At 67.0% G+C, this 23,763-nt stretch carries 25 protein-coding genes; 14 read left to right on the top strand and 11 right to left on the bottom strand.

Going from position 1 to position 23,763, the window contains the following annotated elements; translation table 11 throughout:
• Positions 1–58: 58 nt before the first annotated feature.
• From M2390_RS00725 to truB, 4 genes are all read right to left on the bottom strand, one after another.
• The gene (locus M2390_RS00725) at positions 59–1,000 is read right to left on the bottom strand and encodes a bifunctional riboflavin kinase/FAD synthetase (RefSeq protein WP_121688330.1); all 942 of its coding nucleotides are present in this window, start codon (positions 998–1,000) and stop codon (positions 59–61) included.
• Entirely contained in the window at positions 997–1,452 is a 456-nt protein-coding gene (locus M2390_RS00720) for a hypothetical protein (RefSeq protein ID WP_259176318.1), read from the bottom strand. The genes M2390_RS00725 and M2390_RS00720 overlap by 4 nt, the downstream gene beginning before the upstream one ends.
• A gap of 106 nt (positions 1,453–1,558) precedes the next feature.
• Positions 1,559–1,927 carry a hypothetical protein gene (locus M2390_RS00715; RefSeq protein WP_030142961.1) on the bottom strand — a complete coding sequence of 123 codons (369 nt, stop codon included), beginning with the start codon at positions 1,925–1,927 and terminating at the stop codon, positions 1,559–1,561.
• Positions 1,924–2,886, bottom strand: a complete 963-nt coding sequence (gene truB / locus M2390_RS00710) for a tRNA pseudouridine(55) synthase TruB (RefSeq protein ID WP_259176316.1) — start codon at positions 2,884–2,886, stop codon at positions 1,924–1,926. The genes M2390_RS00715 and truB overlap by 4 nt, the downstream gene beginning before the upstream one ends.
• Positions 2,887–2,994: 108 nt before the next feature.
• Here truB and M2390_RS00705 point away from each other — a divergent pair, with 108 nt between their 5' ends.
• Positions 2,995–3,867: an A/G-specific adenine glycosylase gene (locus M2390_RS00705; RefSeq protein ID WP_187976488.1), complete on the top strand. Its 873-nt coding sequence runs from the start codon at positions 2,995–2,997 to the stop codon at positions 3,865–3,867.
• Between the two features lie 17 nt (positions 3,868–3,884).
• Complete coding sequence (locus M2390_RS00700; RefSeq protein ID WP_030142958.1) at positions 3,885–4,403, top strand: hypothetical protein; 519 nt, start codon at positions 3,885–3,887, stop codon at positions 4,401–4,403.
• Positions 4,404–4,476: 73 nt separating this feature from the next.
• Here M2390_RS00700 and M2390_RS00695 read toward each other — a convergent pair whose 3' ends face one another.
• From M2390_RS00695 to M2390_RS00685, 3 genes are all read right to left on the bottom strand, one after another.
• A complete protein-coding gene (locus tag M2390_RS00695; RefSeq protein ID WP_259176314.1) occupies positions 4,477–5,391 on the bottom strand; it encodes a trypsin-like serine protease in 915 nt (304 codons plus the stop codon).
• Between the two features lie 100 nt (positions 5,392–5,491).
• Entirely contained in the window at positions 5,492–6,154 is a 663-nt protein-coding gene (locus M2390_RS00690; protein WP_259176313.1) for a response regulator transcription factor, read from the bottom strand.
• The gene (locus M2390_RS00685; RefSeq protein WP_259176311.1) at positions 6,151–7,539 is read right to left on the bottom strand and encodes an ATP-binding protein; all 1,389 of its coding nucleotides are present in this window, start codon (positions 7,537–7,539) and stop codon (positions 6,151–6,153) included. Before M2390_RS00685 ends, M2390_RS00690 begins: the two co-directional genes overlap by 4 nt.
• 146 nt (positions 7,540–7,685) lie before the next feature.
• Between M2390_RS00685 and M2390_RS00680 the strand changes: the two genes are divergently transcribed.
• From M2390_RS00680 to M2390_RS00660, 5 genes are all read left to right on the top strand, one after another.
• Positions 7,686–9,248, top strand: a complete 1,563-nt coding sequence (locus M2390_RS00680; RefSeq protein ID WP_259176309.1) for a PspC domain-containing protein — start codon at positions 7,686–7,688, stop codon at positions 9,246–9,248.
• Positions 9,248–9,835, top strand: a complete 588-nt coding sequence (locus M2390_RS00675; RefSeq protein WP_259176307.1) for a hypothetical protein — start codon at positions 9,248–9,250, stop codon at positions 9,833–9,835. The genes M2390_RS00680 and M2390_RS00675 overlap by 1 nt, the downstream gene beginning before the upstream one ends.
• Positions 9,835–10,086: a PspC domain-containing protein gene (locus M2390_RS00670; RefSeq protein WP_187976492.1), complete on the top strand. Its 252-nt coding sequence runs from the start codon at positions 9,835–9,837 to the stop codon at positions 10,084–10,086. The genes M2390_RS00675 and M2390_RS00670 overlap by 1 nt, the downstream gene beginning before the upstream one ends.
• Before the next feature lie 131 nt (positions 10,087–10,217).
• Positions 10,218–11,144, top strand: a complete 927-nt coding sequence (locus M2390_RS00665; RefSeq protein WP_396822299.1) for an ABC transporter ATP-binding protein — start codon at positions 10,218–10,220, stop codon at positions 11,142–11,144.
• Positions 11,126–12,754: a transporter gene (locus M2390_RS00660; protein ID WP_259176306.1), complete on the top strand. Its 1,629-nt coding sequence runs from the start codon at positions 11,126–11,128 to the stop codon at positions 12,752–12,754. Before M2390_RS00665 ends, M2390_RS00660 begins: the two co-directional genes overlap by 19 nt.
• A 59-nt stretch (positions 12,755–12,813) precedes the next feature.
• On the opposite strand, the gene M2390_RS00655 is transcribed toward M2390_RS00660, so the two are convergent.
• Genes M2390_RS00655 through M2390_RS00645 form a run of 3 tightly spaced genes read right to left on the bottom strand, consistent with a single transcriptional unit; the run spans position 12,814 to position 16,423 of the window.
• Positions 12,814–13,896: a phosphotriesterase gene (locus M2390_RS00655; protein WP_259176305.1), complete on the bottom strand. Its 1,083-nt coding sequence runs from the start codon at positions 13,894–13,896 to the stop codon at positions 12,814–12,816.
• On the bottom strand, positions 13,889–15,397 hold the full coding sequence (xylB, locus tag M2390_RS00650; protein WP_259176304.1) for a xylulokinase: 1,509 nt from the start codon (positions 15,395–15,397) through the stop codon (positions 13,889–13,891). Before xylB ends, M2390_RS00655 begins: the two co-directional genes overlap by 8 nt.
• Before the next feature lie 6 nt (positions 15,398–15,403).
• A complete protein-coding gene (locus M2390_RS00645) occupies positions 15,404–16,423 on the bottom strand; it encodes a zinc-dependent alcohol dehydrogenase family protein (RefSeq protein WP_187976499.1) in 1,020 nt (339 codons plus the stop codon).
• 213 nt (positions 16,424–16,636) lie between these two features.
• Between M2390_RS00645 and M2390_RS00640 the strand changes: the two genes are divergently transcribed.
• The 5 genes from M2390_RS00640 to M2390_RS00620 are packed head-to-tail and all read left to right on the top strand — an operon-like array spanning position 16,637 to position 20,752.
• Positions 16,637–17,248, top strand: coding sequence for a glucose-6-phosphate isomerase family protein (locus M2390_RS00640; RefSeq protein WP_259176302.1), 612 nt, complete (start codon positions 16,637–16,639; stop codon positions 17,246–17,248).
• Positions 17,245–17,931, top strand: a complete 687-nt coding sequence (locus M2390_RS00635; protein ID WP_259176301.1) for a bifunctional 4-hydroxy-2-oxoglutarate aldolase/2-dehydro-3-deoxy-phosphogluconate aldolase — start codon at positions 17,245–17,247, stop codon at positions 17,929–17,931. Before M2390_RS00640 ends, M2390_RS00635 begins: the two co-directional genes overlap by 4 nt.
• Positions 17,928–18,899 (top strand): shikimate dehydrogenase, encoded by a 972-nt coding sequence (locus M2390_RS00630; RefSeq protein ID WP_259176300.1) that lies wholly within the window; start codon positions 17,928–17,930, stop codon positions 18,897–18,899. The genes M2390_RS00635 and M2390_RS00630 overlap by 4 nt, the downstream gene beginning before the upstream one ends.
• Positions 18,900–18,903: 4 nt before the next feature.
• Complete coding sequence (locus M2390_RS00625; RefSeq protein ID WP_259176299.1) at positions 18,904–19,836, top strand: NAD(P)-dependent oxidoreductase; 933 nt, start codon at positions 18,904–18,906, stop codon at positions 19,834–19,836.
• A 16-nt stretch (positions 19,837–19,852) separates the two neighbouring features.
• Positions 19,853–20,752, top strand: a complete 900-nt coding sequence (locus M2390_RS00620) for a MurR/RpiR family transcriptional regulator (protein WP_259176298.1) — start codon at positions 19,853–19,855, stop codon at positions 20,750–20,752.
• 66 nt (positions 20,753–20,818) lie between these two features.
• On the opposite strand, the gene M2390_RS00615 is transcribed toward M2390_RS00620, so the two are convergent.
• Positions 20,819–21,577: a DeoR/GlpR family DNA-binding transcription regulator gene (locus M2390_RS00615; RefSeq protein ID WP_259176297.1), complete on the bottom strand. Its 759-nt coding sequence runs from the start codon at positions 21,575–21,577 to the stop codon at positions 20,819–20,821.
• A gap of 185 nt (positions 21,578–21,762) precedes the next feature.
• Here M2390_RS00615 and M2390_RS00610 point away from each other — a divergent pair, with 185 nt between their 5' ends.
• Positions 21,763–22,422, top strand: coding sequence for an HAD family phosphatase (locus tag M2390_RS00610; protein WP_259176295.1), 660 nt, complete (start codon positions 21,763–21,765; stop codon positions 22,420–22,422).
• A 91-nt stretch (positions 22,423–22,513) separates the two neighbouring features.
• Positions 22,514–23,740, top strand: coding sequence for an MFS transporter (locus M2390_RS00605; RefSeq protein ID WP_259176294.1), 1,227 nt, complete (start codon positions 22,514–22,516; stop codon positions 23,738–23,740).
• Positions 23,741–23,763: the final 23 nt, after the last annotated feature.

Below are 23,763 nucleotides of genomic sequence, written 5' to 3'. Positions count from 1 at the left end.
GTCAAGATCATCATAAACTCAACAACCGTTATCCGGCAGGGTGTATTCCGAGCGTTTGCTATGGAGCCGGAACGTCCAGAATCTCACGCACGCGCACCACATCGTCGTGCATCTGGGCGATCAGCGGATCGATGCCCGCATAGGCAACCATGCCCCGCACTCGCTCCACAAAGCACACCTCAACCTCGCGGTCATAGAGGTCGATGTCCTGATCCAGCAGGAACGCCTCGACCTGCTTTTGCGGCACGCCGTCAAAGGTCGGGTTGTTGCCCACCGAGATCGCCGCCGCATAGCGTTCGCCCTCGCTGGTCAGCCAGCCCGCATAGACGCCATCGGCGGGGATGTAGCCGGTGGAATCGGGCGACAGGTTCGCGGTCGGAAAACCGAGTTCACGACCGCGCTTGGCCCCGTGCACCACGGTCCCACGCACGCTCGGATAGTGTCCCAGCAGATCGGCGGCGGCATCCACCCGGCCGTCGGCCAGCAGCTCACGGATCCAGGTGGAGGAGGCACGACGGCCCTCCCTCGGCATCACATCATCGATGGCGACAACCTCGAAGCCCTCGATTTTGCCCTGCTCGGTGAGCGAGGCTACGTCCCCCGCTCCGCGGTGTCCGTAGCGGAAATCATCCCCGGCGAGAACGACCTTGGCATCCAGGGTCGCGCACAGGATCGATCGCACAAACGACTCGGGCTCAAGCGCCGACAGCAGCCGGTCAAAGGTCAGGACCAGCACCGCGTCGATTCCGGTTTCGGCCAGCAGATCCAGCTTCTGGTCGATTCCGGTCAGGGCGGTGGGTGCCTGACCCGGGGCAATCACGTGCAGCGGGTGACGGTCAAAGGTGACCACCACCGAGCGCAGGCCGCGCTCCTCGGCGATTCCACGCAGGCCCGCGATCACACCGCGGTGGCCGGCGTGGACGCCGTCAAACTTGCCGATGGTCACGGCACTCGGGCCAAAGTCCAGGGGGACCTCGGTCAGGTCGCGGAAAACCCTCACGCGCGCTTTCCCTTCTGCTTGGCCAGCCAGAACAGGCCGAGCGCAGGCAGGACCAGCGGCACAAAGCCGTAGCCGCGACCGAAGTAGGACCAAACGGTGTCGTGCGGGAACAGGGCCGAATCAAAAATCGAGAGGAGACCAATCACAATGACCCCAACCATTTCGAACCCGATGGTAATCCAGGCGATCTTCCGCCAGATGGCCCCGGGGACGATCAGCGCAATCGTGGCCAAGATGTAGACCACCGCGGCGAGGGCCGAGAGGGTGTAGGCCAGCGGGGCCTGATCGAACTTGCCGATGATCTGGGTGACCGAACGCCCGGTCGCCGCGAGGGCGAGAATGCCGTAGATCGCCACGAGGACTCGGCCGACGCCGCTGATTCGCGGGGCGGCGTCACGCGTGGACGAGGAGGAGACTGTGGGATTCTGGGCGGCGGGTTCGGTGCTGTTCATGTCGAAGCCAATTCTATGCCCCTTCGTCCCACACTCCGGCAGTGAGCGGAGCGAGATGACGCACGTTTCGCGCGTGGGCAGGGTCGGAGGGGCGAAATCCTGCGGGTCAGGCAGCCACCGTGGTCCAGATGACCTCCATCCGAATGACCATCACCGAGACCGCAAGCAGGCCGACCCCGACGATGACCGTGGACCAGCGGGTGCGATCCAGCAGCCCCCAGAACACGGCGGCGGCGGGGATGATCAGCGCACAGATCAGATAGGCATAAAACTCGATCGGGTCGCCATAAATGTTGTTGCCGGTGGCCGGGGCGATGATCGCCACCACGAGCTGGACCAGCAGCAGAAGCTCAACCAGTGCGGCAGAGCCGAGGCTCAGGTCGCTGGGTTTGCGGCCGAGCAGGCCCATCACCACACACATCAGACCCGCCAGGGCCGCGATCCCGGTGATGCCGTAGGTCAGCCAGGTGATCATGCCTGCGCCTCGACAGAATCTGCGACGGCGGTCTCAGCGACGGCAGCGGCCGGTGCCACCTGCGCCTCATCGGAGGGGAAGTTCACCAGCGAACGGGCGCTGTTTTTGCCGGCCTGCACCAGGCCGATCAGTGCACCATTCGGGGTCAGCGCGGCAATCGGGCCGGAAACGTCCGCGGGGAAGCCTTCGATTCCGATCTTCTTACCGTGGCCCAGGTCGATCGCGCGCTGGGCATCCAGGGTGACGTGCGGGAACAGGGTCTTGGCGGCGGCGGCCGAGGAGATCAGCCGGGCGGCGGGATCCAGGTCTTCGAGGGTCACCGCGTCGGCCACCGAGAACGGTCCGATCCGGGTGCGACGCAGGGCGCTCAGGTGTCCCCCGACACCCAGGTCATTCCCCAGGTCCCGGGCGAGGGCACGAATGTAGGTGCCCGAGGAGCACTCGACCCGCACGTCCAGCTCGATCCGATCCGCCAGGCGACGGGTTTCCAGAACCTCGAAGGCTGAGATGGTGACCGGACGAGCCTTGAGCTCGACGGTCTCCCCCGAGCGCACCAGGTCGTAGGCGCGCTTGCCATCCACCTTGATCGCCGACACCTGGGTGGGCACCTGCAGGATGTCACCGCGGAGCACCTCAATGCCCGCAGCGATGGCCTCCTCGGTCACCGCGGACACGGCCGCGGGGGCCGCGGTTTCCACGGTGTCCCCCTCGGCGTCATCGGTGGTGGTGGAGGATCCCAGCACAATCGTGGCGTAGTACTCCTTGTCCAGGCCCACCACGTAGGTGAGCAGGCGTGTGGCCGAGTTGATGCCGAGAATCAGCAGGCCGGTGGCCATCGGATCCAGGGTTCCGGCATGGCCCACCTTGCGGGTGCCCGCGAGACGTCGGGTGCGCGCGACCACGTCGTGGCTGGTCATCCCGCCGGACTTATCCACCAGCACAATGCCTGAACTCACCAAAATCTCCTTGCCACACCGCCGTATAAAACCAGCCTCCATCCTCCCATATTCATCGGCGTCGGGTGCCCGGTTCACAACGAATCGGGCCGCCCGGCTACGCTGGAATCGATGAACACCACCGACATTCCCCGGGCGCTGATCGACTGGTTCGCCCGCGAGGGCCGCGCCCTCCCCTGGCGCGAAGACGATTTCCCCGCCTGGGGCACCCTGGTGTCGGAGTTTATGCTGCAACAAACCCCGGTGGCCCGGGTCATTCCGCGCCTCGCCGAATGGCTGGAGCGCTGGCCCACCCCCGCCGATCTGGCGGCGTCCCCCTCCGGGGAGGCGGTGCGCGCCTGGGCCAACCTCGGCTATCCGCGCCGGGCGCTGTGGCTGCACCGGGCCGCCGTGCAGATTACCGAGCAGCACGGCGGAATCGTGCCGCGGGACGTCCCCACCCTGCTCGCGCTGACCGGCGTGGGCGACTATACGGCCCGCGCGGTTGCCGTCTTTGCCTATGGGGATCGTCACCCGGTGATCGACACCAACGGTCGCCGGGTCATTGCCCGCGCGATCCACGCCCAGGCCGAACCCGGCCCGCCCCGCGCCGCCGCGGACCTGGCCGATATGGCCGCACTGCTGCCCGAGGATCGCGAGGCGGCCCGCGCCTTTAACGTGGCGATTATGGAGTTGGGACAGGTTGTCTGCACGGCGCGGTCGCCGCGGTGTGATGTGTGTCCGATCCGGGACGCGTGCGCCTGGGTCCAGGCCGGCTCGCCCGAATACTTCGGCCCCACCAAGGCCGTGCAGAAGACCTATGCGGGCAGCGATCGGCAGGTACGCGGGCTGATTCTGCGTGAGCTTCGGGCCGCACATTTGCCGGTCACCGATGCCGAGATTATTGGGCTCTGGGAGGATCGGGTCCAGCTGGATCGGGCCCTCGCCGGGCTCCTCGCCGATGGCTTGGCGGTGGAGTCCCAGGGCGGATACGTCCTGCCCTAACCCGCTAAACTGGGCGCATGACTAGCGCCGAAAACCCGCAGAACTTCACCCCCGAGCCCGGTTTTGAGGAGTTCGCAGCCGCGGACTCTCCCGCGTTCGAGATTGTGGCCGACGCCGAGCCCGAACTCGAGGTTTCCGGGGTGCTGCCGCCGCTGTTTGTGGCCGAATACCTGTACTCCGAGGACCTCGAGGCCACCCTCGCCGCGCACCGCCCCGAGGAGGGCGTGCTGCCCACCGGTGCCGAGCGGATCCCCGGCTGGTTCTTCCAGGTCACCGCCAACGAGACCGTGCTGAGCGAGGACGCCGAGGTGTCCTTCGGGGACGACGTCGAGTACGTCGTGGTGTTCAACGGTGCCGATGAGGCCGGGCTTCCCGGTGCCGTAGCCCAGGTCATTCAGGCTCTGATCGACCAGGTTGGACCGCGCGCCACCGAGTTCATCGCGCACAGCATTGGTGGATCGGTGCAGGAGTTTGACGCGCAGTTCGCCGGAGCCTTCGACCTCCGCGTGGGTGCCCCCGAGCTGCTTACCGACTAGGTCGCGCCGCACACCCGCGTCACAGCATACGGCGCGGTCTCCACTTTCGGAGACCGCGCCGTATGCATTCCAGCTAGGCCGCGATACCGGCCGCCTGCTCATAGAGTGCCCGGGCAACCTCGTTGAATGGGGCACCGTAAACGGTTTCCTCCATGACCGTGCACTCGCCCTCCTCGGAGTACTCCGCGCACGTGCTTCCCGAAACCACGGCAACCTGGGTACCCTTCCCCGTCGCCGGGTCAAAATCTGCCAGAAATGGTCCACCACTCACTCCGTGAGCCATATCCGAGGCGACACCAATCATTCCCCACTGAGCGTTATCCCGGGTGTCGCTTTCGGAGTAATTCAATCGCTCGCCACCATAGGGATTCTCGGGTTCATTGGCGCGCTCGCGCGGATATCCGAAGAGGTTCATCCGATCGGGGCGTACGCCATTGAAACTCACGGCCTGGGCACCAACCACGTCTTGAATTGGGAGGTCTTCGAGTTTATCCAGCCTGAACGCGGCGAAATCGGTTGAGGGAGTAAATCGCTCGGGAGCAAAAATCTCGTTGACCGTCCAGCCGCCGTAGGGCATCTCACCGTCATGATAACCCGGGACAAAGAGGTAGTCCTGGCCATGCGCACAGTGGTTGGCGGACATGATCACACTCTTGTTTTCGCTCTCCACCACGTTTGCGCTACAGCTACTGACCTGGGCATTTCCCTCCTCGTCGTACACGTTGAAGAACAGGCGACCGGCGGTGCTGGCGATATCCCCACCACCGGTCCACGGTGCACCCAGCTCGTCGTCGGTTCCGAGCGGGGTGTGCGCATCCCGATTCTCGATATCGCCGGGGATAAGCGGTTCACTACCCGCGGCCTGCCGCATTCGCTCGGGCGTCCAGTACTCCCGAATCTCACCGGGCGATCGCTCAAGCTGGGTCGCCGACGCCGGAGCGAAGGTCCCCAAGCCCATCAGTAACACGGCCGAAACCGCGGTTGTCACATGCCATCTTTGAAACCCCATCATCACCCTTTCGCCTGAAATATCTGATGGGTACTACGCTACGCGGCAGGATGTTCAGATGATGTAAACGAGTGGGCGATCAGAGGATCCGGCGGTCCACGGCCCAGCGCGATAGTTCATGCCGATTCGAGAGCTGGAGCTTGCGCAGCACCGCCGACACGTGAGACTCCACCGTCTTGGTGGAGATGAACAGGTCGGCGGCGACCTCCTTATAGGAGTAGCCGCGGGCGATCAGCCGCATGACTTCGAGTTCGCGGGCCGAAAGCTTATCCAGCTCATCATCGATCTGGGCGACGTTCTGGGTGCCGAACGCATCCAGCACAAACCCCGCCAGGCGCGGGGAGAATGCGGCGTCTCCCGCGGCGACCCGGCGGATCGCGTCGTTGAGTTCGTCGGCGTCGATGGTTTTGGTGACGTAGCCGCGGGCGCCGGCACGGATCACGGTCACCACATCCTCGGCCTGATCGGAGACGCTGAGCGCCAAGAACCGGGTGTGGGCCAGCAGATCGGCGCATCCCACGATGACCTCGGCTCCGCCCCCGCCACGGCCTCCGGGCAGGTGCACGTCGAGCAGGACCACGGCCGGGAGGGTGTCATGGATCGCGGTGATCGCCTGTTCCACGGTGGCCGCCTCGGCCACCACCTCGATGTCCGCGGCGAGCGCGCCGCGCAGGCCCGACCTGAAGATCGCGTGATCGTCCACCAGGACAACTCGGAGACTCTGGGGTTCGTGATCGCTCATACCTGTTCCTTCGGTGTATCGGGCAGCGGCATCCGCAGGGCCACCTCGGTCCCCTGTCCGGTGTTGCGCAGGGTCGCGGTGCCGCCGTGCCGGGTCATCCGGCCCAGGATCGAGTCGCGGACGCCGTGGCGGTCCTCTGGCACCTGGTCCGGGTCGAAGCCCGGTCCGCGGTCGCGCACGAACACCTCGCACGCGCCGGCACCCACTTCAAGATAGACCGAAATCGTGCCGGTCGCGTGTTTGGCGGCGTTCTGGATCGCCTCGCGGGTCGCCGCCAACAGCGGTTCCAGTCGCTCCGAGTGATCGGTGTCACCCACGGTGACGATCTCGATGGTGCGCCCGTAGCCGTCCTCGATCTCGGCGGCGATGCCACGCAGACGCTCGGCGATGCTGCCGCCGGGATCGGGCCGGTCCGAGCTAATCCACGCCCGCAATTCGCGTTCCTGGGCGCGTGCCAGGCGGCGCACATCGGCGGGGCTGTCGGCACGGTTCTGGATCAGGGCGAGGGTTTGCAGGACCGAATCGTGCAGGTGTGCGGCGATGTCCGCGCGCTCGGATTCGCGGGCCCTGGCCGCGCGTTCGGCCCCCAGCTCGCGCCAATACTTCACACCCCAGGGTGCCAGCACCACGGCCAGCCCGCAGAGAATCGCGAACGTGGCCAGCAGGGTTTGTCCGATCAGGACCTGATCCACCGCGCCGGTGATCAGGATCAGGATGCCGATCACCACCAGGGCGATGCCGGCAATCAGGCGCAGCGCCCCCGAGGAAACCCGGCCGCCGGCCGTGCGTCCCAGCGTCCCGGTATCCAGTTGAATCCAGGTGAGTCCCACACCGGTGATGATCGCGATCGCGGGCAGCCAGGTTTGCCAGTTGATGTGAACACCCAGCATCTCCAGCAGAATGGCCACCGCGATGCCCAGCAGCACCACGCCCACGGCGATCTCCGGCAGACCCATCTTCCACTGCCGCCAGGGGCGTCCGTCGGTCCCCACCGGCTTTGTAGCGCTCGAGGGTTCGGACCGGGGCGCATGTCCGGGATCGGCCGGACCCATCGAGCGCGGGGGTGTAAACGGATTGGGCCGGTCGGTGCCGGTTGGATGAGCGGGATCGGCCGGGCGCGTACGCAGCCACGGTGCCACGTTGCGGGCGAAGTTCTCGGCCACGTTGCGCGGATTGAAGTCCCGATCCGCCGTGCGCTCCACCTCGTCCTCGCTGGGAACCAGCAGCCACAACCAGGCATAGAGCAGGGCCCCGGCACCGCCGAAGAAGGTCAGCGCGATCATCGCAACGCGTACCCACATCACCGGCAGGTTGAGGTGCCGGGCAAGACCCGCGCACACACCCGCGATCGCACGGGACCGGGTTCTGACCAGGGGAAGACGCATGGGTCCATACAAGCACGCCCGCGCGGGGGCGACCACCTGCAGCGCCGGAAATCCGGGGAACCCCGGACGCTCCCCCACCAGACTCAGGGTTTTATCAGGGTGGGCCCCCATAGCGGAGAATCCCGTCCCCGGACCACACTGAAGATATGAACACGACCGATCCCGGTAACTCCGGCCCCACCCGCCCCACCCGTGGCTTTTTTGACAGCATCCGTGACACGCACATTGTGCGCTCCGAGTCATCCTGGCTGGGTGGCGTCGCGGGTGGCCTCGCCCAGCGGATGGGCATCGATCCCATCCTGGTGCGCGGCTTCATCGTGGTGCTCAGTATCTTTACCGGTGTGGGGCCGTTCCTCTATGGACTCGCCTGGGCGTTCCTGCCCGACCGCAACGGCTACATTCACGCCGAGGCCCTGCGCTACAGCAGGTGGGCGGCGGGCATGACCGGTGCCGTAATTTTCGGGGGTATCGGGCTTCTGAATATCCAGGTGGGCTCGTTTTCTCCGTGGGACTGGGGGCGTAACTCCTGGTTGACCTCCCTGATCGTGCTGGCTCTCATTATCGGTGCCACGGTGTTTTTCATCACACGGCAGACCGGGGGCTCGGGCTCGAATGGTGGCGGCACGCCGTCGGCACCCGATTCCGAAAACCGCCCCTACCCGGATGGTGGATCCCCCGCCGGTAACCCGACCGGAACCGCGCCCGGATACCCGGCACCCTTTGTGGCCCCGGCTGCCGGCCCGGCCACCGCGCCCGCGCCCTTCGGCGCACCGGCACCGGCCACCGCGCCCCAGTCGGTAGACGAACTGCATGGGAACGCGGGTGCCGCGGCGCCCGAACCGGCCGCGGAGTTTTCGGGCCCGGCTGAGCCCGCGCAGTCTGCACAGCCCGCTCAGACCGCACAGTCCGCGCAGTCTGCACAGCCCGCGCCGCAGAGCGTCCGAAACCCGCAGGGTGCCCGTACCCCGCATCCGCCGCATGTCCCCCATGCCGCCCGCCCGCCGCGGCCGCGCGTTCTGGGCCCGGGTGCCGCAACCGGACTGCTCTGCACCGGGCTGGCGTTTCTGGCCGGTGCCGCGGTGCTGGGGGTCTCCACTATCGCCGGCTACGGTTTCAACGGAAGCGCCGTGGCGATTGCGCTGGGTGTGGCAGCGGCCGTCTTTGCGCTCGGTGTGCTGATCAGCGGAATCCGCGGCAGACACGGTGGGTTCCTCGGCTGGATGGCGGTGTTTGCGCTGATCGGCGGGCTGTTCACCTCGTTTGGCGGGCAGAGCCTCAACTGGGCCGCCGCCACCTCGGCCACCTTCATCCCCGGCACCGCCGCCGAGGCCGGGGATGGGTATGCCATCGCCGCAGCCTCCGGGACCATCGATCTCTCCCGAATCAGGGATTTGGACGGCAGCGGACCGATCACCGTCCCGGTCAACGTCGCAATGTCCGACCTGCGGGTATACGTCCCGAACGACGTGCGGGTCTCGGTGGATACGTCCCTGGCCCTCGCGGCCTCGAAGATCACCGGTGGCAGCGTGGATAACAAGCGCGGTGGTCTCTGGTTCGACAACTCCGCCGGCTTCGGTCCGAACTCCGAAAATGGCCCGCAAATCATCCTGGAAATCCGTGGCGCGTTCAGTAACGTCACGGTCACCGACAAACCCCGAGTCGCCGGCGAAAGCGCCGCGGCACCCGCGATCAGCAAGGGAGCACACTAGTGTCCACGAACACCCCGGACAAGAACGGGCACAACACCGAGCCCGAGAAGGAACTGCGGATCGAGGATCTGGTGGCCGAGGCACAGCAGGAGAACGCGGAGGATACGAACCCCACCGTCGCGTATCCGCAGTCGACGCCCACCCACGCGGAGGATACGGTCCCCACCACCGCCTACCCCCAAGCAACGCCCACGACCGCGCAGGACGAGGTCCCCACCACCGCCTACCCTCAGGCAACGCCGACGACCGCACAGGACGAGGTCCCCACCGCCGCCTACTCGGGTCCGCACACCGCGACCCCGAACTACCCCTACGTTCCGCCCGCCGCCTATCCGACCGGAACGCCGGTGGCCGTGGGCACCCGGGTTGAGGCTCCGATCAACCGCACCCCGCGTGCATTCACCATCGTCTGGGGCATGCTGCTCCTGGCCTTCGGGGTGCTGCTGGTCGCCAAGAACGTCTGGGACATCTCGGTGGATCCGATTACCCTGGCCTTCACCGTGGTGACCGCCGCCGGGGCGGTCCTGGTGGGCTGCGGCATCGGCATGGTTGTCCGCAATGCCCGTAACTCGCAGGGAGCAAAATAATGAATGGCTTTTTTGATGTACTGCGCAAGAGCACCGTCCGGCGCGGACCAGACCGAATGTTTGGCGGAATCTGTGCCGGTATCGCGACCCGCTTCAATTGGAACCCCACCGCGGTGCGGATCGGCACACTGCTGGCGTTCCTGCTGCCCGGGATCGGAATCCTGACCTACCTGATCGTCTGGATCTTGCTGCCCTGGCAGGACGGATCGATCGTGCTGGAGCGCTGGCTGCGTCCCCGCGATCCGCGCTAACGGGCCTCCAAATCCGCCAAATCGCCCGGTTGTTCCCCACCACACCCACCATTCTTGGTAGGTTGGCGGTGATCAACCGGGCGATCGGCGTTTTCCGCGCAATCGCTCCCGCGACCATCCGGAAGGACCCGATGACCGACCCCATCCCGCCCCAGGGAATCCCGCAGCCATCACCGCAGCCTGACGCAGCACCCCCGCAGTTCGCCGCCGATGCTCCCCTCCCCGAGGCCACTCCCACCCAGACCGGAGCGTCCGCCGCAGCCGAGGCGGTCCCCGCCCCGTTTGGCGGGCACTCGGCCCCGGACGTCCCGGCCATGGAAATTCGTGGGCTCGCCAAGCGCTTCGGCGAGAAGATCGCGGTCAACGGCATCAACCTCACGATCCCCCAGGGTTCCTTCTACGGTCTGGTGGGTCCCAACGGCGCCGGTAAAACCACAACCCTGTCGATGGCGACCGGCCTGCTGCGTCCCGAGTTTGGCACCGCGCTGATCTACGGCGTGGACATGTGGGAAAACCCGGTCGAGGCCAAGCGCCTGGTGGGAAACCTCGCCGACGGCGTGCGCATGTTCGATCGCCTGACCGGCCAGCAGCTGGTCACCTATCACGGCCTCCTCTCGGGACTGGACGCGGAAACCGTCGCGACCCGCACCACCGACCTGCTCGGCCTGCTCGACCTGCAGCAGGCGGCAAACACGCTGGTCGTGGACTACTCGGCCGGTATGACCAAGAAGATCGCGCTCGCCTGCGCCATGATCCACGCCCCGCGCCTGCTGGTGCTGGATGAGCCGTTTGAGTCGGTGGATCCGGTCTCGGCCGCCAACATCCGCGACATCCTGCACGGCTACGTGGCCGGGGGCGGCACGGTGATCGTGTCCAGCCACTCGATGGACCTGGTCGAGCGGATGTGTGACCATGTGGCCGTGATTGCCGCCGGTCGCGTGGTCGCCGCGGGCACCGTCGATGAGGTGCGCGCCGGATCGACGCTGGAGGACCGCTTTGTCCAGCTTGTCGGCGGCCGCCACCAGCAGGAGGGTCCCGAGTGGCTACGCAGCTTCTAGCCCCCGCCCCCGTCGCGACCAAACCGCCCAGCATCGTGCGGGTGCTGGTCAAGCTGCGCTACCAGATCATGTGGAACTCGCTGCGCCGTAACACCTGGCAGCTGGTGGGTGCGATCATCGGTGCGCTCTACGGTCTGGGCATTCTGGGCATGGCCCTGGTGTCGCTGGTGGTACTGGGGATCAATGGTTCCGAATTCACCGGGGTCATCCTGATCACCGTGGGCTCGGTCCTGGTGCTCGGCTGGGGCATCGTCCCACTGGCCACCGCGGGTGCCGATCGCACCCTGGATCCGGCCCGTTTTGCGATGTTCCCCATCTCCCAGACCTCCCTACGCTGGGGCACGCTCCTCGCCGGGGCGCTGGGGATTCCCGGCATCATCACCCTGCTGGTTTCGGCGCTGACCGCCCTGGCGTGGATTCGCTCGCCGCTGGCGGCGGTGGTTGCGGTGATCTGCGCGCCGATCGCTCTGGTCACCTGCCTGCTGGTGTCCCAGCTGGTTCTCACGCTGGCCTCCCGGCTGGCGATGAGCCGACGCTACCGCGAGATCATCGGAACGGTGCTGCTGGTTCTCCTCATCCTGCTCGGGCCGCTGATCGCCGGGATTTCCGGTGGAATCACGCTCTCGGTCGACCTGTTCCCGAGTATCGCCGCGGTCGCCTCCTGGACCCCGTTTGGCGCCGTGTGGGCCGTTCCGACGGCGGTAGCAGCCGGGGATCCGCTGGGCGCGATCCTGCACCTGCTGGTCGCTCTGGCGAGCATCGCACTGGTGTACTGGCTGTGGCAGGTTGCCTACGCCGCAAGCGTCAACGCCTCGGCAACCCGCTCGGGCTCCACCGGTCGGGTACGCGATGCGCGCGGGCCGTTCCGCTTCTTCCCGGCGAGCCCGGCCGGTGCGATTGCCGCCCGCTGCCTGATCTACTGGTTCCGAGATCCCCGCTACGCGCGCAGCCTGATCCTGGTGCCGCTGATGCCGTTCCTGTTCTGGTTCATCACCCGGCAGACCGAGGGCGGCCCCGAGGTACTGGCGTTCGCGACCCCGTTTATGCTGCTGTTTGTGGCCACCGCGACGTTTGTGGACCTGGCTTTTGACGGAACCGCGTTTGCCGCCCACGTGGCCCACGGGGTGCGCGGCATCGATGACCGTCGCGGACGCGCCTGGGCGTTTATGACCCTGATCGTCCCGATGACCATCGTGATCGCCGTGATCGTGGCGGTCATCTCCGGCGGCGTTCACCTGCTCCCCGCGGTGCTCGGGGTGAGCCTGGGCATGATCCTGGCCGGAAACGGCGTCTCCTCGGTGGAATCGGCCTTCTTCCTGATGCCCGTGCCCGACCCCGCGGACAGCCCCTGGGCCTCCAAGCCCGGTTCGGGAGTGCTCTCCCTCGCCGGGACCTTCGGCAGCATGGGCGCGCTGATCCTGCTGAGCCTGCCCGCCCTGATCCTGATGATCGTGGGCGCGGTCACCGGATCGGCGCTGCTGATCTGGCTGACCCTCCCGGTGGGCCTGGGGATCGGCGCGCTGTTCTACTGGATCGGTGTGCGCTGGGGCGGCCGAATCCTCGACCGCACGGCTCCGGACATGCTCACCCGCTTGACCAAGCACGCCTAGATCGGCGTACACAAAACCCCGCGTCCACATCGGACGCGGGGTTTTCTGTGTGTCTGGGGCTAGCCGCCGTTCACCGCGAGGGTGAGCAGACGGGCGGCGTTGTCGGCGAGGAGGGCGTCGACGCGGTCAGCCCCGAGGCGCACCTCGAGGCGCGGAATGAAGCGGCGGCCGAGGTATTCCAGGCCGGGCATGCCGCCGTAGGCGAGGTAGCGGGAGGCTCGGGCGACGTCGCCGCCGAGCAGGATCCGGTCCGATCCGACCCGGGCCACCACGCGCTCCAGGCACTCAAGGATCGCCTGATCCGGTGCCTCGCGGTGCCGCGCGGGGCCGTCATAACCGAGGTAGGCCCCCGAGGCGATCAGGTCCGCGTGCAGGCCCGAGTCTAGGTTGCGGTCGATGTGCGCGAGTACCACACGGTCCCGGGATACGCCGTCCCGTTCCAACAGCTCCAGGACCTCGTGAGCCGCGGAGCCGTAGTCCAGGTGCACCATGATCGCGGCCCCGGTTTCGGCGTGGGTGCGGGCGACCGCGGCCAGCGCGCGGCGCTCGAACGGACCGATCTGCCAGTAGCGGATCCCCGCCTTGAGCATGCCCGCGCGCACCGGAGAAGCACCGAACGGAGCACTCACGCCGCGGGAATCCGCCGCATCACCAGCGAGCCCTGAGCGCTCCCCAAATGACGACTCGTCCCCCGATACCGCCGCCGGATCCTCCCCGAACCCCAGGCGGATCTCCGTGGTCCAGCGATTGACCAGCTCGTCCTCGGTCAGTGCCCGAATCGGGTGTTCCTCGGGATAGTGTCCGCCGTGGTGCGCGCCGGTCACGTGCACCGCGTGCAGCCCCGCCCGCGCGGCAATCCGCGCGACCGCCGACGGGTTTCGGCCGAGTCCCATCGGGGTTGCCTCGATCATCGCACCAAAGCCCGACTCGACCAGCGAGATGGCCTCGTGTCCCGACGCCTCCTCGTTGTCGAGTTCGTCCCCGGCCAGTAGGGGCGACACCTGGAACAGGTGCTCGTGATAGTTGGTGCGACCCAGCTCCTCGGGGGCGATATCGCCGCCGACGGTGCGAATGATCCCCGCGGCAGGCGTCTCCCGCTGGGAAGACTCGGGTACCGCACTCGGCCGCCGCGACTCAGGCATCCGAGCCACCCGCCGCCAGCGCGTCAAACCACGGTTCCAGACGCGCATACGCGTCGAGGAATACCGGATACTCGCGGGCGTAGCGCGCGGTTGCCTCGGGGTTCGGCTCATACCCGGTACTCCGCTTGGACAGCGTCGCGGCCACCTCGAAGTTCTCGAAGATGCCCACGCCGACCCCGGCGACCACGGCCGCGCCGATCGCCCCGGCCTCATCCACGAGGTCGCGCCGGGCGACCGGCATGCCCCACATGTCGGCGAAGATCTGCAGCAGCGCCGAGGCGTTGGCCGCCCCACCGATCACGTCGATCCGGTCCACATCGGTGCCGCAGTCGGCGAACGCGCGCAGCCCGGTGAGCAGGTTGAACGCCACTCCCTCCAGCACCGCGCGGGTCATGTGCCCGCGGTCGTGATGGCGCAGCAGGCCCACAAACGCGGCGCGAGCGTGCGGGTTCCAGTAGGGCGAGCGCTCCCCCAACAGGTGCGGGAGGAAGTACAGCCCTTCCCCCGAAGCCTGCCGGTTCTGGGCGGCATCGAGGAGTTCGGCGTAGTCGGCGGCGGTCGCCGGGGAGAGCGTATCCACGATCCACTGCAGCGAGGCACCGCCCGCCTGCATCGTGGCGGTGGGGACAAAGCGGCCGGGGATCACATGGTTGAAGGTCATCGAGCGCATCTGCGGATCGTAGAGCGGCGCATCCGCCGCGACCGATACCCAGGAGGACGACCCCATGCACGCATACGCACCCGAGCTCGCGTCGATGATGCCCGCCCCCAGCGCGGCCATCGGCCCGTCGCCACCCCCGATGACCACGGGGGTTCCCGCCAGCAGCCCGGTGGCCCGGGCCGCATCGGCGGTGATGGTGCCGATGACCGTGGTGGAGTCCACGATCTCCGGGAAGATTTCCCGCGACAGCCCCGAAGCGGCGATCAGCTCCTCGGACCAGGTGCCCGCGCGCTGATCATACGCGTTGGTGCTCGACGCATCCGAGCGATCGGTCACCTGCACGCCGGTCAGTTTGAAGGCGATGAAGTCCTTGGCCAGCAGGATGCGACGCACGCGGGCGAAGGCATCGGGTGAGGTATCGCGCAGCCACATGGTTTTGGCCAGCGAATACGTGGGGTTCAGCCGATGCCCGGTGATCTGATAGCCGCGCTCCATCCCCACCCGATCGAGCAGCCGGTCGGTCTGCGCGGTCGCCCGGGTGTCGGCCCAGATGATCGAGGGGAACACCGGATCTCCGGCGTCATCGATGGCCACCACCCCCATCATCTGACCCGAGAAGGACACCACGTCGATGTCCTCGGGCCGCGCACCCGCCGAGGCCAGCAGTTCTCGGGTGGCCTGGGCGAGGGCATCCCACCAGGCGAGGGGATCCTGCTCGGCCTTGCCGCCGAGCCCGAAGTCGGTGTCGTAGTGCACGGTGACGGCGGCGATCAGGCGGCCGTCATTGGCCACCAGGGTCGCCTTATTACCGGTGGTTCCGAGGTCGTGGGAAATGATCATGGCACGCTATCGCGACGAGACGATGGTCTTGATCTGCTCGGAATCGTGCAGGTTGGCCAGCGCCTGGTCGAAGGTGTCCAGGTTGAGCTTGGAGGTGATCAGGCCCTCGGTGCGCACGCGTCCGGTCTGCAGCGCAAACAACGCTCGGCCCAGGCAGTGCACCTGCGCGTAGGATCCCTTGATGGTCAGCTCACGGCTAAACACCTCATAGGGCTTGATCGCCGCGGTGTCGTTTTCGCCGGCCAGACCGTAGACCAGCACCGTACCGCCGGTCTTGGTGTGGCTCACGGCGAGCTCCAGGACCGCGGTCGAACCGGTAGCCTCGATCACCGCGTCGAATCCGCGCGGGGCGATGTCGCGCAGCGCGGCCGAGGCAGCCTCGGGGTTTGTGCGATCCACCTGGACGGTGTGGTCGGCACCGAGCGCGGTGGCCACCTCAAGCTTGGAGGCGGTCGGCGCGGCCACGGTGACGCGGGCGGCACCCGCGGTCTTCAGCAGCTGGGAGAGGATCAGACCGGTGGGGCCGGCACCGAAGATCAGCACGTCCGAGGCGGGCTTGAGGTTCAGGATGTCCACGCCGTGCACGGCGCAGGCGGTGGGCTCGGCGAAGACGGCCACGTCGGGGTCGAGGTCTCCGATCGGGTAGACCTTACTGGAATCGACCACCACGTACTCGGCGAATCCGCCGGGCATGTTGCAGCCGAGCGAACCGAAGTTCTCGCAGAACAGGTCGTTGCCCTCACGGCAGGCGTGGCACTTGCCACACAGCACGGTGTTGTCCACCACGACGTTGTCGCCGACCACCGCGTTGGCCTCACCCGGACCGAGTTCAACCACCTCGCCGACCATCTCATGGCCGGGAATCAGCGGGAACTTGGCGATAAATCCGCCGTGCAGCAGGTGCTCATCGGTGCCACACACGCCGGTCTGGATGACCCGCAGCAGCGCCTCGCCGGGGCCGGGAACCGGCTTCTCGATGGATTCGACGGCCCACTGGGAACCCTCTCGGAAAACAATTGCTTTCATGACAAACCTCTCGCACGAATTCGACGGTGAATACGGAAGAACGATGGCCGCGTGTGGGGACACGGGGCTGAATTCCTGATTTTTAGTAATACTACAGACAAATTGAAGTGCGGCACGAATTATTGGGCTTAATTTGGCAATATCGCCCAAATGTGCACGTTCACATTCTTAATTATGTAGTATTACTACCAAATCCACCCACCTAGGAGAACAATGAGCATCAGCGTAGATATTCCGGTTCCGCTTCGGGTCCACCCCAATGGGGACCTCACCGGCAACACCCGTCGCTACGAGAAGTTCCTCGGCGATATGGCCGGGGTCTACCGCGACGACGCGGCCTATCGGGCGGCACTGGAAAAGCACGGTGCCGACACCCTGGTGTACTCGGTTGAGGAACACCGTTACTCCGATGAGGAGGGCGCGCTGGTAATCGGCACCAGCACCCTGCTGCCCGGCACCTATGGAACCGAGTTTGCGGTGACCCGCGGCCACATCCACGCGGTGGAGAACCGCGCCGAACTCTACTACTGCCTGGCCGGCCACGGCGTCATGCTGCTGGAGACCATCGACGGTCAGAGCGCCGCGGTCGAACTGACCCCGGGCGAGGCCGTCAACGTGCCCGGACACTGGATTCACCGCTCGATCAACGTGGGCACCGAGCCCTTTGTCACCCTCTTTACCTATGCGGCCGACGCCGGCCAGGACTACGCGATCATCGGCGACGCCGCCGGGATGAAGGAGCTCGTGGTCACCGACGGACACGGCGGCTGGGCGAGCGTGGCCAACCCCGAGCACACCGGCTACCGCGCGGATGTGAACGCATGAGCACCGTCATCACCGACACCGCGGACCCCTTCGCGCTGCTGAGCGAGTTCGGGATCGTCCCCGTGGTCGAAATCCCCGAGGCTCGATTCGCGGTTCCGCTGGCGCGCGCCCTGGCCGAGGCCGGACTCACCACAATCGAGGTGACCATGCGCACCCCCGACGCCCTGGAGTCCATCCGCCAAATCGCCACCGAACTCCCCGAGTTCTACGTGGGTGTGGGCACCCTGTTCACCCCGGCCAACGTGATCGACGCACAGGCAGCCGGGGCCCGGTTCGGCGTTTCCCCCGGCTATACACCGCTGCTCGGGCAGACCGCCCGCGAGGCGGGACTGCCCCTGATTCCCGGGGCCGCAACCGCCTCGGAGATCATGGCCGCGGTTGAGGACGGCTTCGACACCGTCAAATTCTTCCCCGCCGAACTCAACGGCGGAGCCAAGGCCCTCTCGGCCCTGCTGGCCCCGCTGGCCGCCTCGGGCCTGCGCCACGTGATGCCCACCGGCGGCGTGACCCCCGACAACCTCGGCGACTACCTGCGCATCCCGCGCGTGATCGCCGCCGGCGGCACCTGGATCGCCCCGCGAGCGCTGATCCAGGCCGGCGAATTCGACACCATCCGTGACAACGCCGCGCGCGCCCTCACCCAGGCCCGCGCGCTCCTCCGCGATAAGGACACCACCAAATGAGCGCCCCCGTTACCCTCACCGCCGACACCCTGGTCCCGGCCACCGCCCCCACGATGTACTTCATCGGGGTGACCACCGGGTCCTCCTCGATCCGCCAGGTGTTCCCGCTGTGGGCCGCCGAACTCGGACTCGGCGACGCCGTGCTGGTGGGCATCGACCTGCCGCTGCACGCCCCCGCCGAGCAGTATCGACGCGTGGTCGAGTTCATCAAGAACGATCCGCTGAGCCGCGGCGCCCTGGTCACCACGCATAAGCTCGACCTGTTTGCCGCCGCCCGCGACCTCTTTGATGAGGAGGATCCGCTGGCGACCCTGATGAACGAGATCTCCAGCATCTCCAAGCGGGATGGCCGCCTGATCGCCCACGCCAAGGACCCGATCTCCTCGGGCCTCGCCCTCGACGCGCTCCTCTCCCCCGCGCACCTCACCCGGTACAACCCCGACGTGTTTGTGATCGGGGCGGGCGGATCGGCCATCGCGATCTCCTGGTATCTCTCCCGGTCCGAGCGGGCCGCGCACCCGCGCGAGATCATCGTGGCCAACCGCAGTCAGCAGCGCCTGGACGACCTGGCCGAGGTGCTGGCCTCCTCGGACCCGCGGGTCCCGGTGACCGTGCGGCTGACCCCGAAGCCCGAGCTGAGCGACGCAATCGTCGCCGATCTGCCGGCGGGCTCGGTCATCATCAATGCGACCGGCCTCGGCAAGGATGCCCCCGGATCCCCGCTGACAAACGCGGTGGTATTCCCGCAGGATGCGATCGTCTGGGACCTCAACTACCGCGGCGACCTGATCTTCCTCGACCAGGCCCGTGCCCAGGATCCCGCGCTGAATGTCACGGTGGTTGACGGCTGGGTGTACTTCCTGCACGGCTGGACCCAGGTCATCGCCGAGGTCTTCGATGTCACCATTCCCACCTCGGGACCGAGCTTTGACGAGCTCTCCCGCCTGGCATCGAGCACCAAGGGCTAGCGCGATGCCCGGAAAGATTCTGGTGACCCCACGCTCGCTGACCGCCGAGGACGCGGCCACCCATCCGCTGCTTGAACCGCTGCGCGCGGCCGGATTCGAGATCGTCTCGGGCCCGGCCGGGCGCCAGCCCGAGGCGGCCGAGCTACGCGACCTGGTGGGCGATATCGACGGCTGGATCGCCGGGGTGGAGCCCATCGACGCCGAGACTTTGGCGGCCGCCGGAAACCTCAGGGTGATCAGCCGCAACGGGGCCGGGGCCGATGCGATCGACCTCGCCGCGGCCTCCGCCCGGGGCATCCGGGTCGAGACCGCACGCGGGGCCAACGCCCGCGGTGTGGCCGAGCTGGCCCTGGGACTGATCCTCGGATCGCTGCGCCAGATCCCCGCCGCCAACACGCTGCTGCACGAGGGCGGCTGGGCCCGCACGCGGGGACGCGAGGTCGCCGAGGTGACCGTCGGCATCGTCGGGTTTGGGGCGATCGGTCGCCACGTGGCCGCCACGATCCTGCAGCTGGGCGGGCGCGTGGTGGCGTTTGATCCGTTTGTGACCGAGGCACCCGAGGGCGTGGAACTGGTCAACCTGGCCACCCTGTTCCGGGTGTCCAACGTGGTGACCCTGCACGCGCCCCCGCCCGCCGACGGGACCGCGCTGGTCGGCCGCGACCAGCTCGCGCTGCTGCCCACCGGGAGCGTGCTGATCAACACCGCTCGATCCGCCCTGGTGGACCACGCGGCGGTGCTGGATGCCTACGCCGACGGGACCCTGACCGCCTACGCGGTGGATGCGTTCGCAACCGAACCCCCGGTCCTGGACGCGGTGCTCTCGCACCCGCACACGGTCCTCACCCCGCATATCGGCGCGTTCACCGGGGCGAGCACTCAGCGCGCCGCCGAGGCCGCCGTGGAGAACCTTCTTGCCGCGCTCACCGGGCAATAGCACTAGGATGCATAGGATGGAGAGCACCTCGCAAACATCACTCTTTGAGCGTCTGAAAGAGTCTCTCGATTCTCTGCGTAAGTCCGAACGCAAGGTCGCCGAACTGGTCACCGAGGACCCCACCTTCGTGATGGAATCCTCGATGTCCGCGGTGGCCGCCCGGGCCGGGGTATCCGAGCCCACGGTCATGCGCTTTTGCACCGGACTCGGCTTCGACGGGTTCCAGGCCTTCAAGTTGGCCCTCGCCCAGGCGCTGATTCTCGGGGTTCCCTCGGTAGAATCGGCGATGAACCGGGGCGATTCGGTGGCCGAGTTGGCGAGCAAAATCTTCGACCAGACGATCTCCAGCATCGACCGTTCGCGTCGTTTCCTCGACCCGGATCAGATGGAGCAGGCGGTCACCGCGATCCTCGGCTCGCGCGCGCTGGTGTTCATCGGCCTCTCGGCCTCGGGCTTGATCGCCCAGGATGCGCTGCAAAAGGCGCAGCTGTTCGGGATCCCGTGCAGCGCCCCGAGCGACACACACCAGCAGTTCATGGCCGCGGCGATGACCGATCCCGAGACCACGTTTGTGGTCATCTCCAACACCGGGCGAACCCGCTCAACCATGCGGGTGGCCGAGATGGCGCGCTCACGCGGTGCCACGGTGATCGGCATCAGCGGGGACGATGACACCCCGATGATGCGGGTGTGCGACGTCAAAATCGTGGCCAAAACCTTCGAAAACACGGATATCTACACACCCACGGTCAGCCGGCTGGCGGGACTCGTGGTGATCGATATCCTCTCGACCGCGGTGTCGCTACGCCGCGGCGAGGCCCACTTTGCCGACTTCGAGGCGATGAAGGCGGGCCTGGCCGGCTACGCCCGAATGAGCGACGGCGAAACCGATTCGGGTTCCGCCTCGTTCGACTAGGGAGCCCTCGAAAATGGGTCGCAACGCACACGCGTTGCGGCCCATTTTTGTGGGTGGACAGAGTGTCTAGGCGACGATGACCTCGATACCCTCGGCACGCAGCTGATCCAGCACGTCCACGGGGGCCGACTCGTCGGTGACCACCACGTCGATGTCACGCAGCGAGCAGGTGATCGACATGGCCGAGCGGCCGAACTTGGCCCCCTCGGCGATCAGCACCACTCGTCGTCCCGAGGCGAGCATCGCCCGCTTGGCGGCCGCATCCTCCAGATCATGGGCCGTCACTCCCTCATCGAGGGATGCGCCACAGCAGCTGAGAAACACCGTGTCAAAGCGCAGCCCCCGCAGGGACTGTTCCACCAGCGGCCCCACGATTGCCCCCTCGTCGGGATTCACCGCGCCGGCGGGCAGCAGAATACGTGCGGAGGTGCTCCCCGCGAGGGCGGTAAGTGCCTGCACGCTAAAGGGCATAATCGTCAACCGACGGTTCACCAGCTGCCGCGCAAGCTCCGCTCCGGTGGTGCCGCTATCCACGCAGACGGCCTCGCCGTCCACCACCAGATCGGCCGCGGCGATCGCGATGCGTTCCTTGGCCCCGGAGGATTCCAGCCGGCGCATCGCAAAGGGCATGCCCTCCCCGCGCATGCGCACACTCACCGCGCCTCCGCGCACCCGGCGCAGGATGCCCGCCTGGGCAAGCTGGTCGAGGTCGCGACGCACGGTCACCTCGGAGACCGAGAAGCGCGAGGCAACCTCGCCGACTTCCACGCGTCCGCGGGACTGCAGGGTTTCCAGGATGGCTTCGTGCCGAGTGTTTCCGCTCATGAGCCAAAGATACACCCAAAATGTTCGTTTGAAAGGAATCGAGCCCAATTCCCTGCGGAAGTATCGCGACTTCCGCACATTGGCGGGCCGGACACATTCACGCTGCGGTCATTTGACATGTTCATTCGAACATATAGGATGATTACTCGATCGCATTTTGTGATCGGGAAGGACGGCAACCGCCGATGACAACACACCTGCTTGTGGACTATGGCGAGGTAATCTGCGTGGCCCAACCCGCACTCGCCGCGGCCGGAATGGCCGCCCTAGTCGGCATGGCCCCCGGCGACTTCCACGAACGCTACTGGCGCTTTCGCGAGGAGTACGATCGCGGACAGCACGCCCACGAATACTGGGCCGAGGTACTGGGCCGCCCAGCCTCCGCCGAGGAACTCGCCGAGCTGCGTCGCCTGGATCTGGCCGGCAATATCCACCTGAACTTCGACACCCTCGAGGCGCTCCGGGATGCCCACCGCCGTGGTGCCCGCCTCACCCTGCTCTCCAATGCCCCGCAGGACCTCGCCGATGCGGTGAGCAGATTCGCGGCGATGCGGGAGATTTTCTCGCTCATGCTGTTCAGCTGCGAGCTGCGGATGGTCAAACCCGGGACGCAGATCTTTGAAACGGCGCTGGCCGTGACCGAAACCACGCCGCGGGAAACCCTGTTCATCGATGACCGCCACGATAACATCGAGACCGCGAACACCCTGGGCCTACAAACGCACCACTTCACCGGCGCGGATCGACTGGATGCCGACCTGGCGGGAATCGATTTTGGACAGGTACGCGGCGAGCGCCGCCCGTGGCCCCTGTCCATCCTGCGCAATCGACCATCACCCAGCTGACAGCATTCCCCCACACCACCCGGTGGATGCTAATGTGCCGCCACGTAGACGATTCATCAGGCATCCCCTCGACCGACAGACGAAAGCTCCCGTGAAAAAGACTCAGACTTCGATCCCCACCCCGGAGGTGCGCCGCGCGCGCATCGCCGTGGCGGTCCTGTTCCTCACCAACGGTGCGCTGTTTGCCAACGTGGTGCCGCGCTACCCGGGCATCAAGGCCGACCTCGCGCTGGATAACGCCGCCTACGGGCTGGCGATCGCCGCGTTCCCCGCCGGGGCGATCATCGCCGGGCTGGCCGCCGCCACGATCATCCGCCGACTGGGTTCGGCTCGTGCCGCGGCAATCGGCACCATTCTGACCGCCCTGGGCACGATCCTGGTCGGCTTCTCCCCCACGTTCCCGCTGTTTGCCGCCGCACTGTTTTTTGCCGGGGCGATGGACTCGATCACCGATGTGGGCCAGAACACCCACGGCCTGCGGGTGCAGCGCCGATTCGGGCGCTCGATCATCAACTCGTTCCACGCGGTGTGGTCGATCGGCGCGGTGCTGGGCGGCGGCATGGCCGCCGGGGCGATCGCCCTGGGGCTGCCGCGCTCGGTGCACCTGACCATTTCCGGCATCCTGTTCTCGGTGGTCGCGATCGTCGCGCTGCGCTTCTGCCTGCCCGGCAAGGATGAGGATGCGGGCCTGGTGGCCAACCCGGTGGGTGAGGAAACCACCTCGAAGCTGCGCTCGGCGCTCAGCCCGCGCCTGATCTTTATGGTGGTGGCGCTCGTGGTGATCGCGATTGCCGGAACACTGGTGGAGGATGCCGGGTCCACCTGGGCCGCCGTCTACCTGGGCAACAACCTCGGCGCCCCGGCGGCGATTGCCGCCACCGGTTTCGTGGCGCTCGTGGGGGCCCAGTTCATCGGACGCCTGCTGGGCGACCGCCTGGTGGACCGTTTCGGCCAGCGCAACGTGGCCCGCGTGGGTGGCCTGATCACCGCGATCGGCATGGGTACCGCCCTCGCCTTCCCCAGCATTCCCGGGACGATCGCCGGATTCGCCGCCGCCGGATTCGGTGTCGCGACGCTCGTTCCCGCGGCGATGCAGCAGGCCGATGAGCTTCCGGGGCTGCGCGCCGGAACCGGCGTTACCGTGGTGTCCTGGCTGATGCGACTGGGCTTCCTGGTCTCACCACCGCTGGTGGGCCTGATCGCCGACAACTCCTCGCTGCGCTTCGGCCTACTGGTGGTGCCGATTGCCGGAATCCTGGCCTTCGCCCTGTCCGGCGTCCTGAGCAACGTCAGGAAGTCTGCCAACCAGGCCGCATAGTCGTTCGCCAAACAGCACTGCCC

Origin of the sequence: Mycetocola sp. BIGb0189 (assembly GCF_024810155.1) — a bacterium.
Classification (GTDB): domain Bacteria; phylum Actinomycetota; class Actinomycetes; order Actinomycetales; family Microbacteriaceae; genus Mycetocola; species Mycetocola lacteus.
Note: the sequence above shows the minus strand (reverse complement) of the source record. Positions and strands in the feature narration are given on the sequence as shown.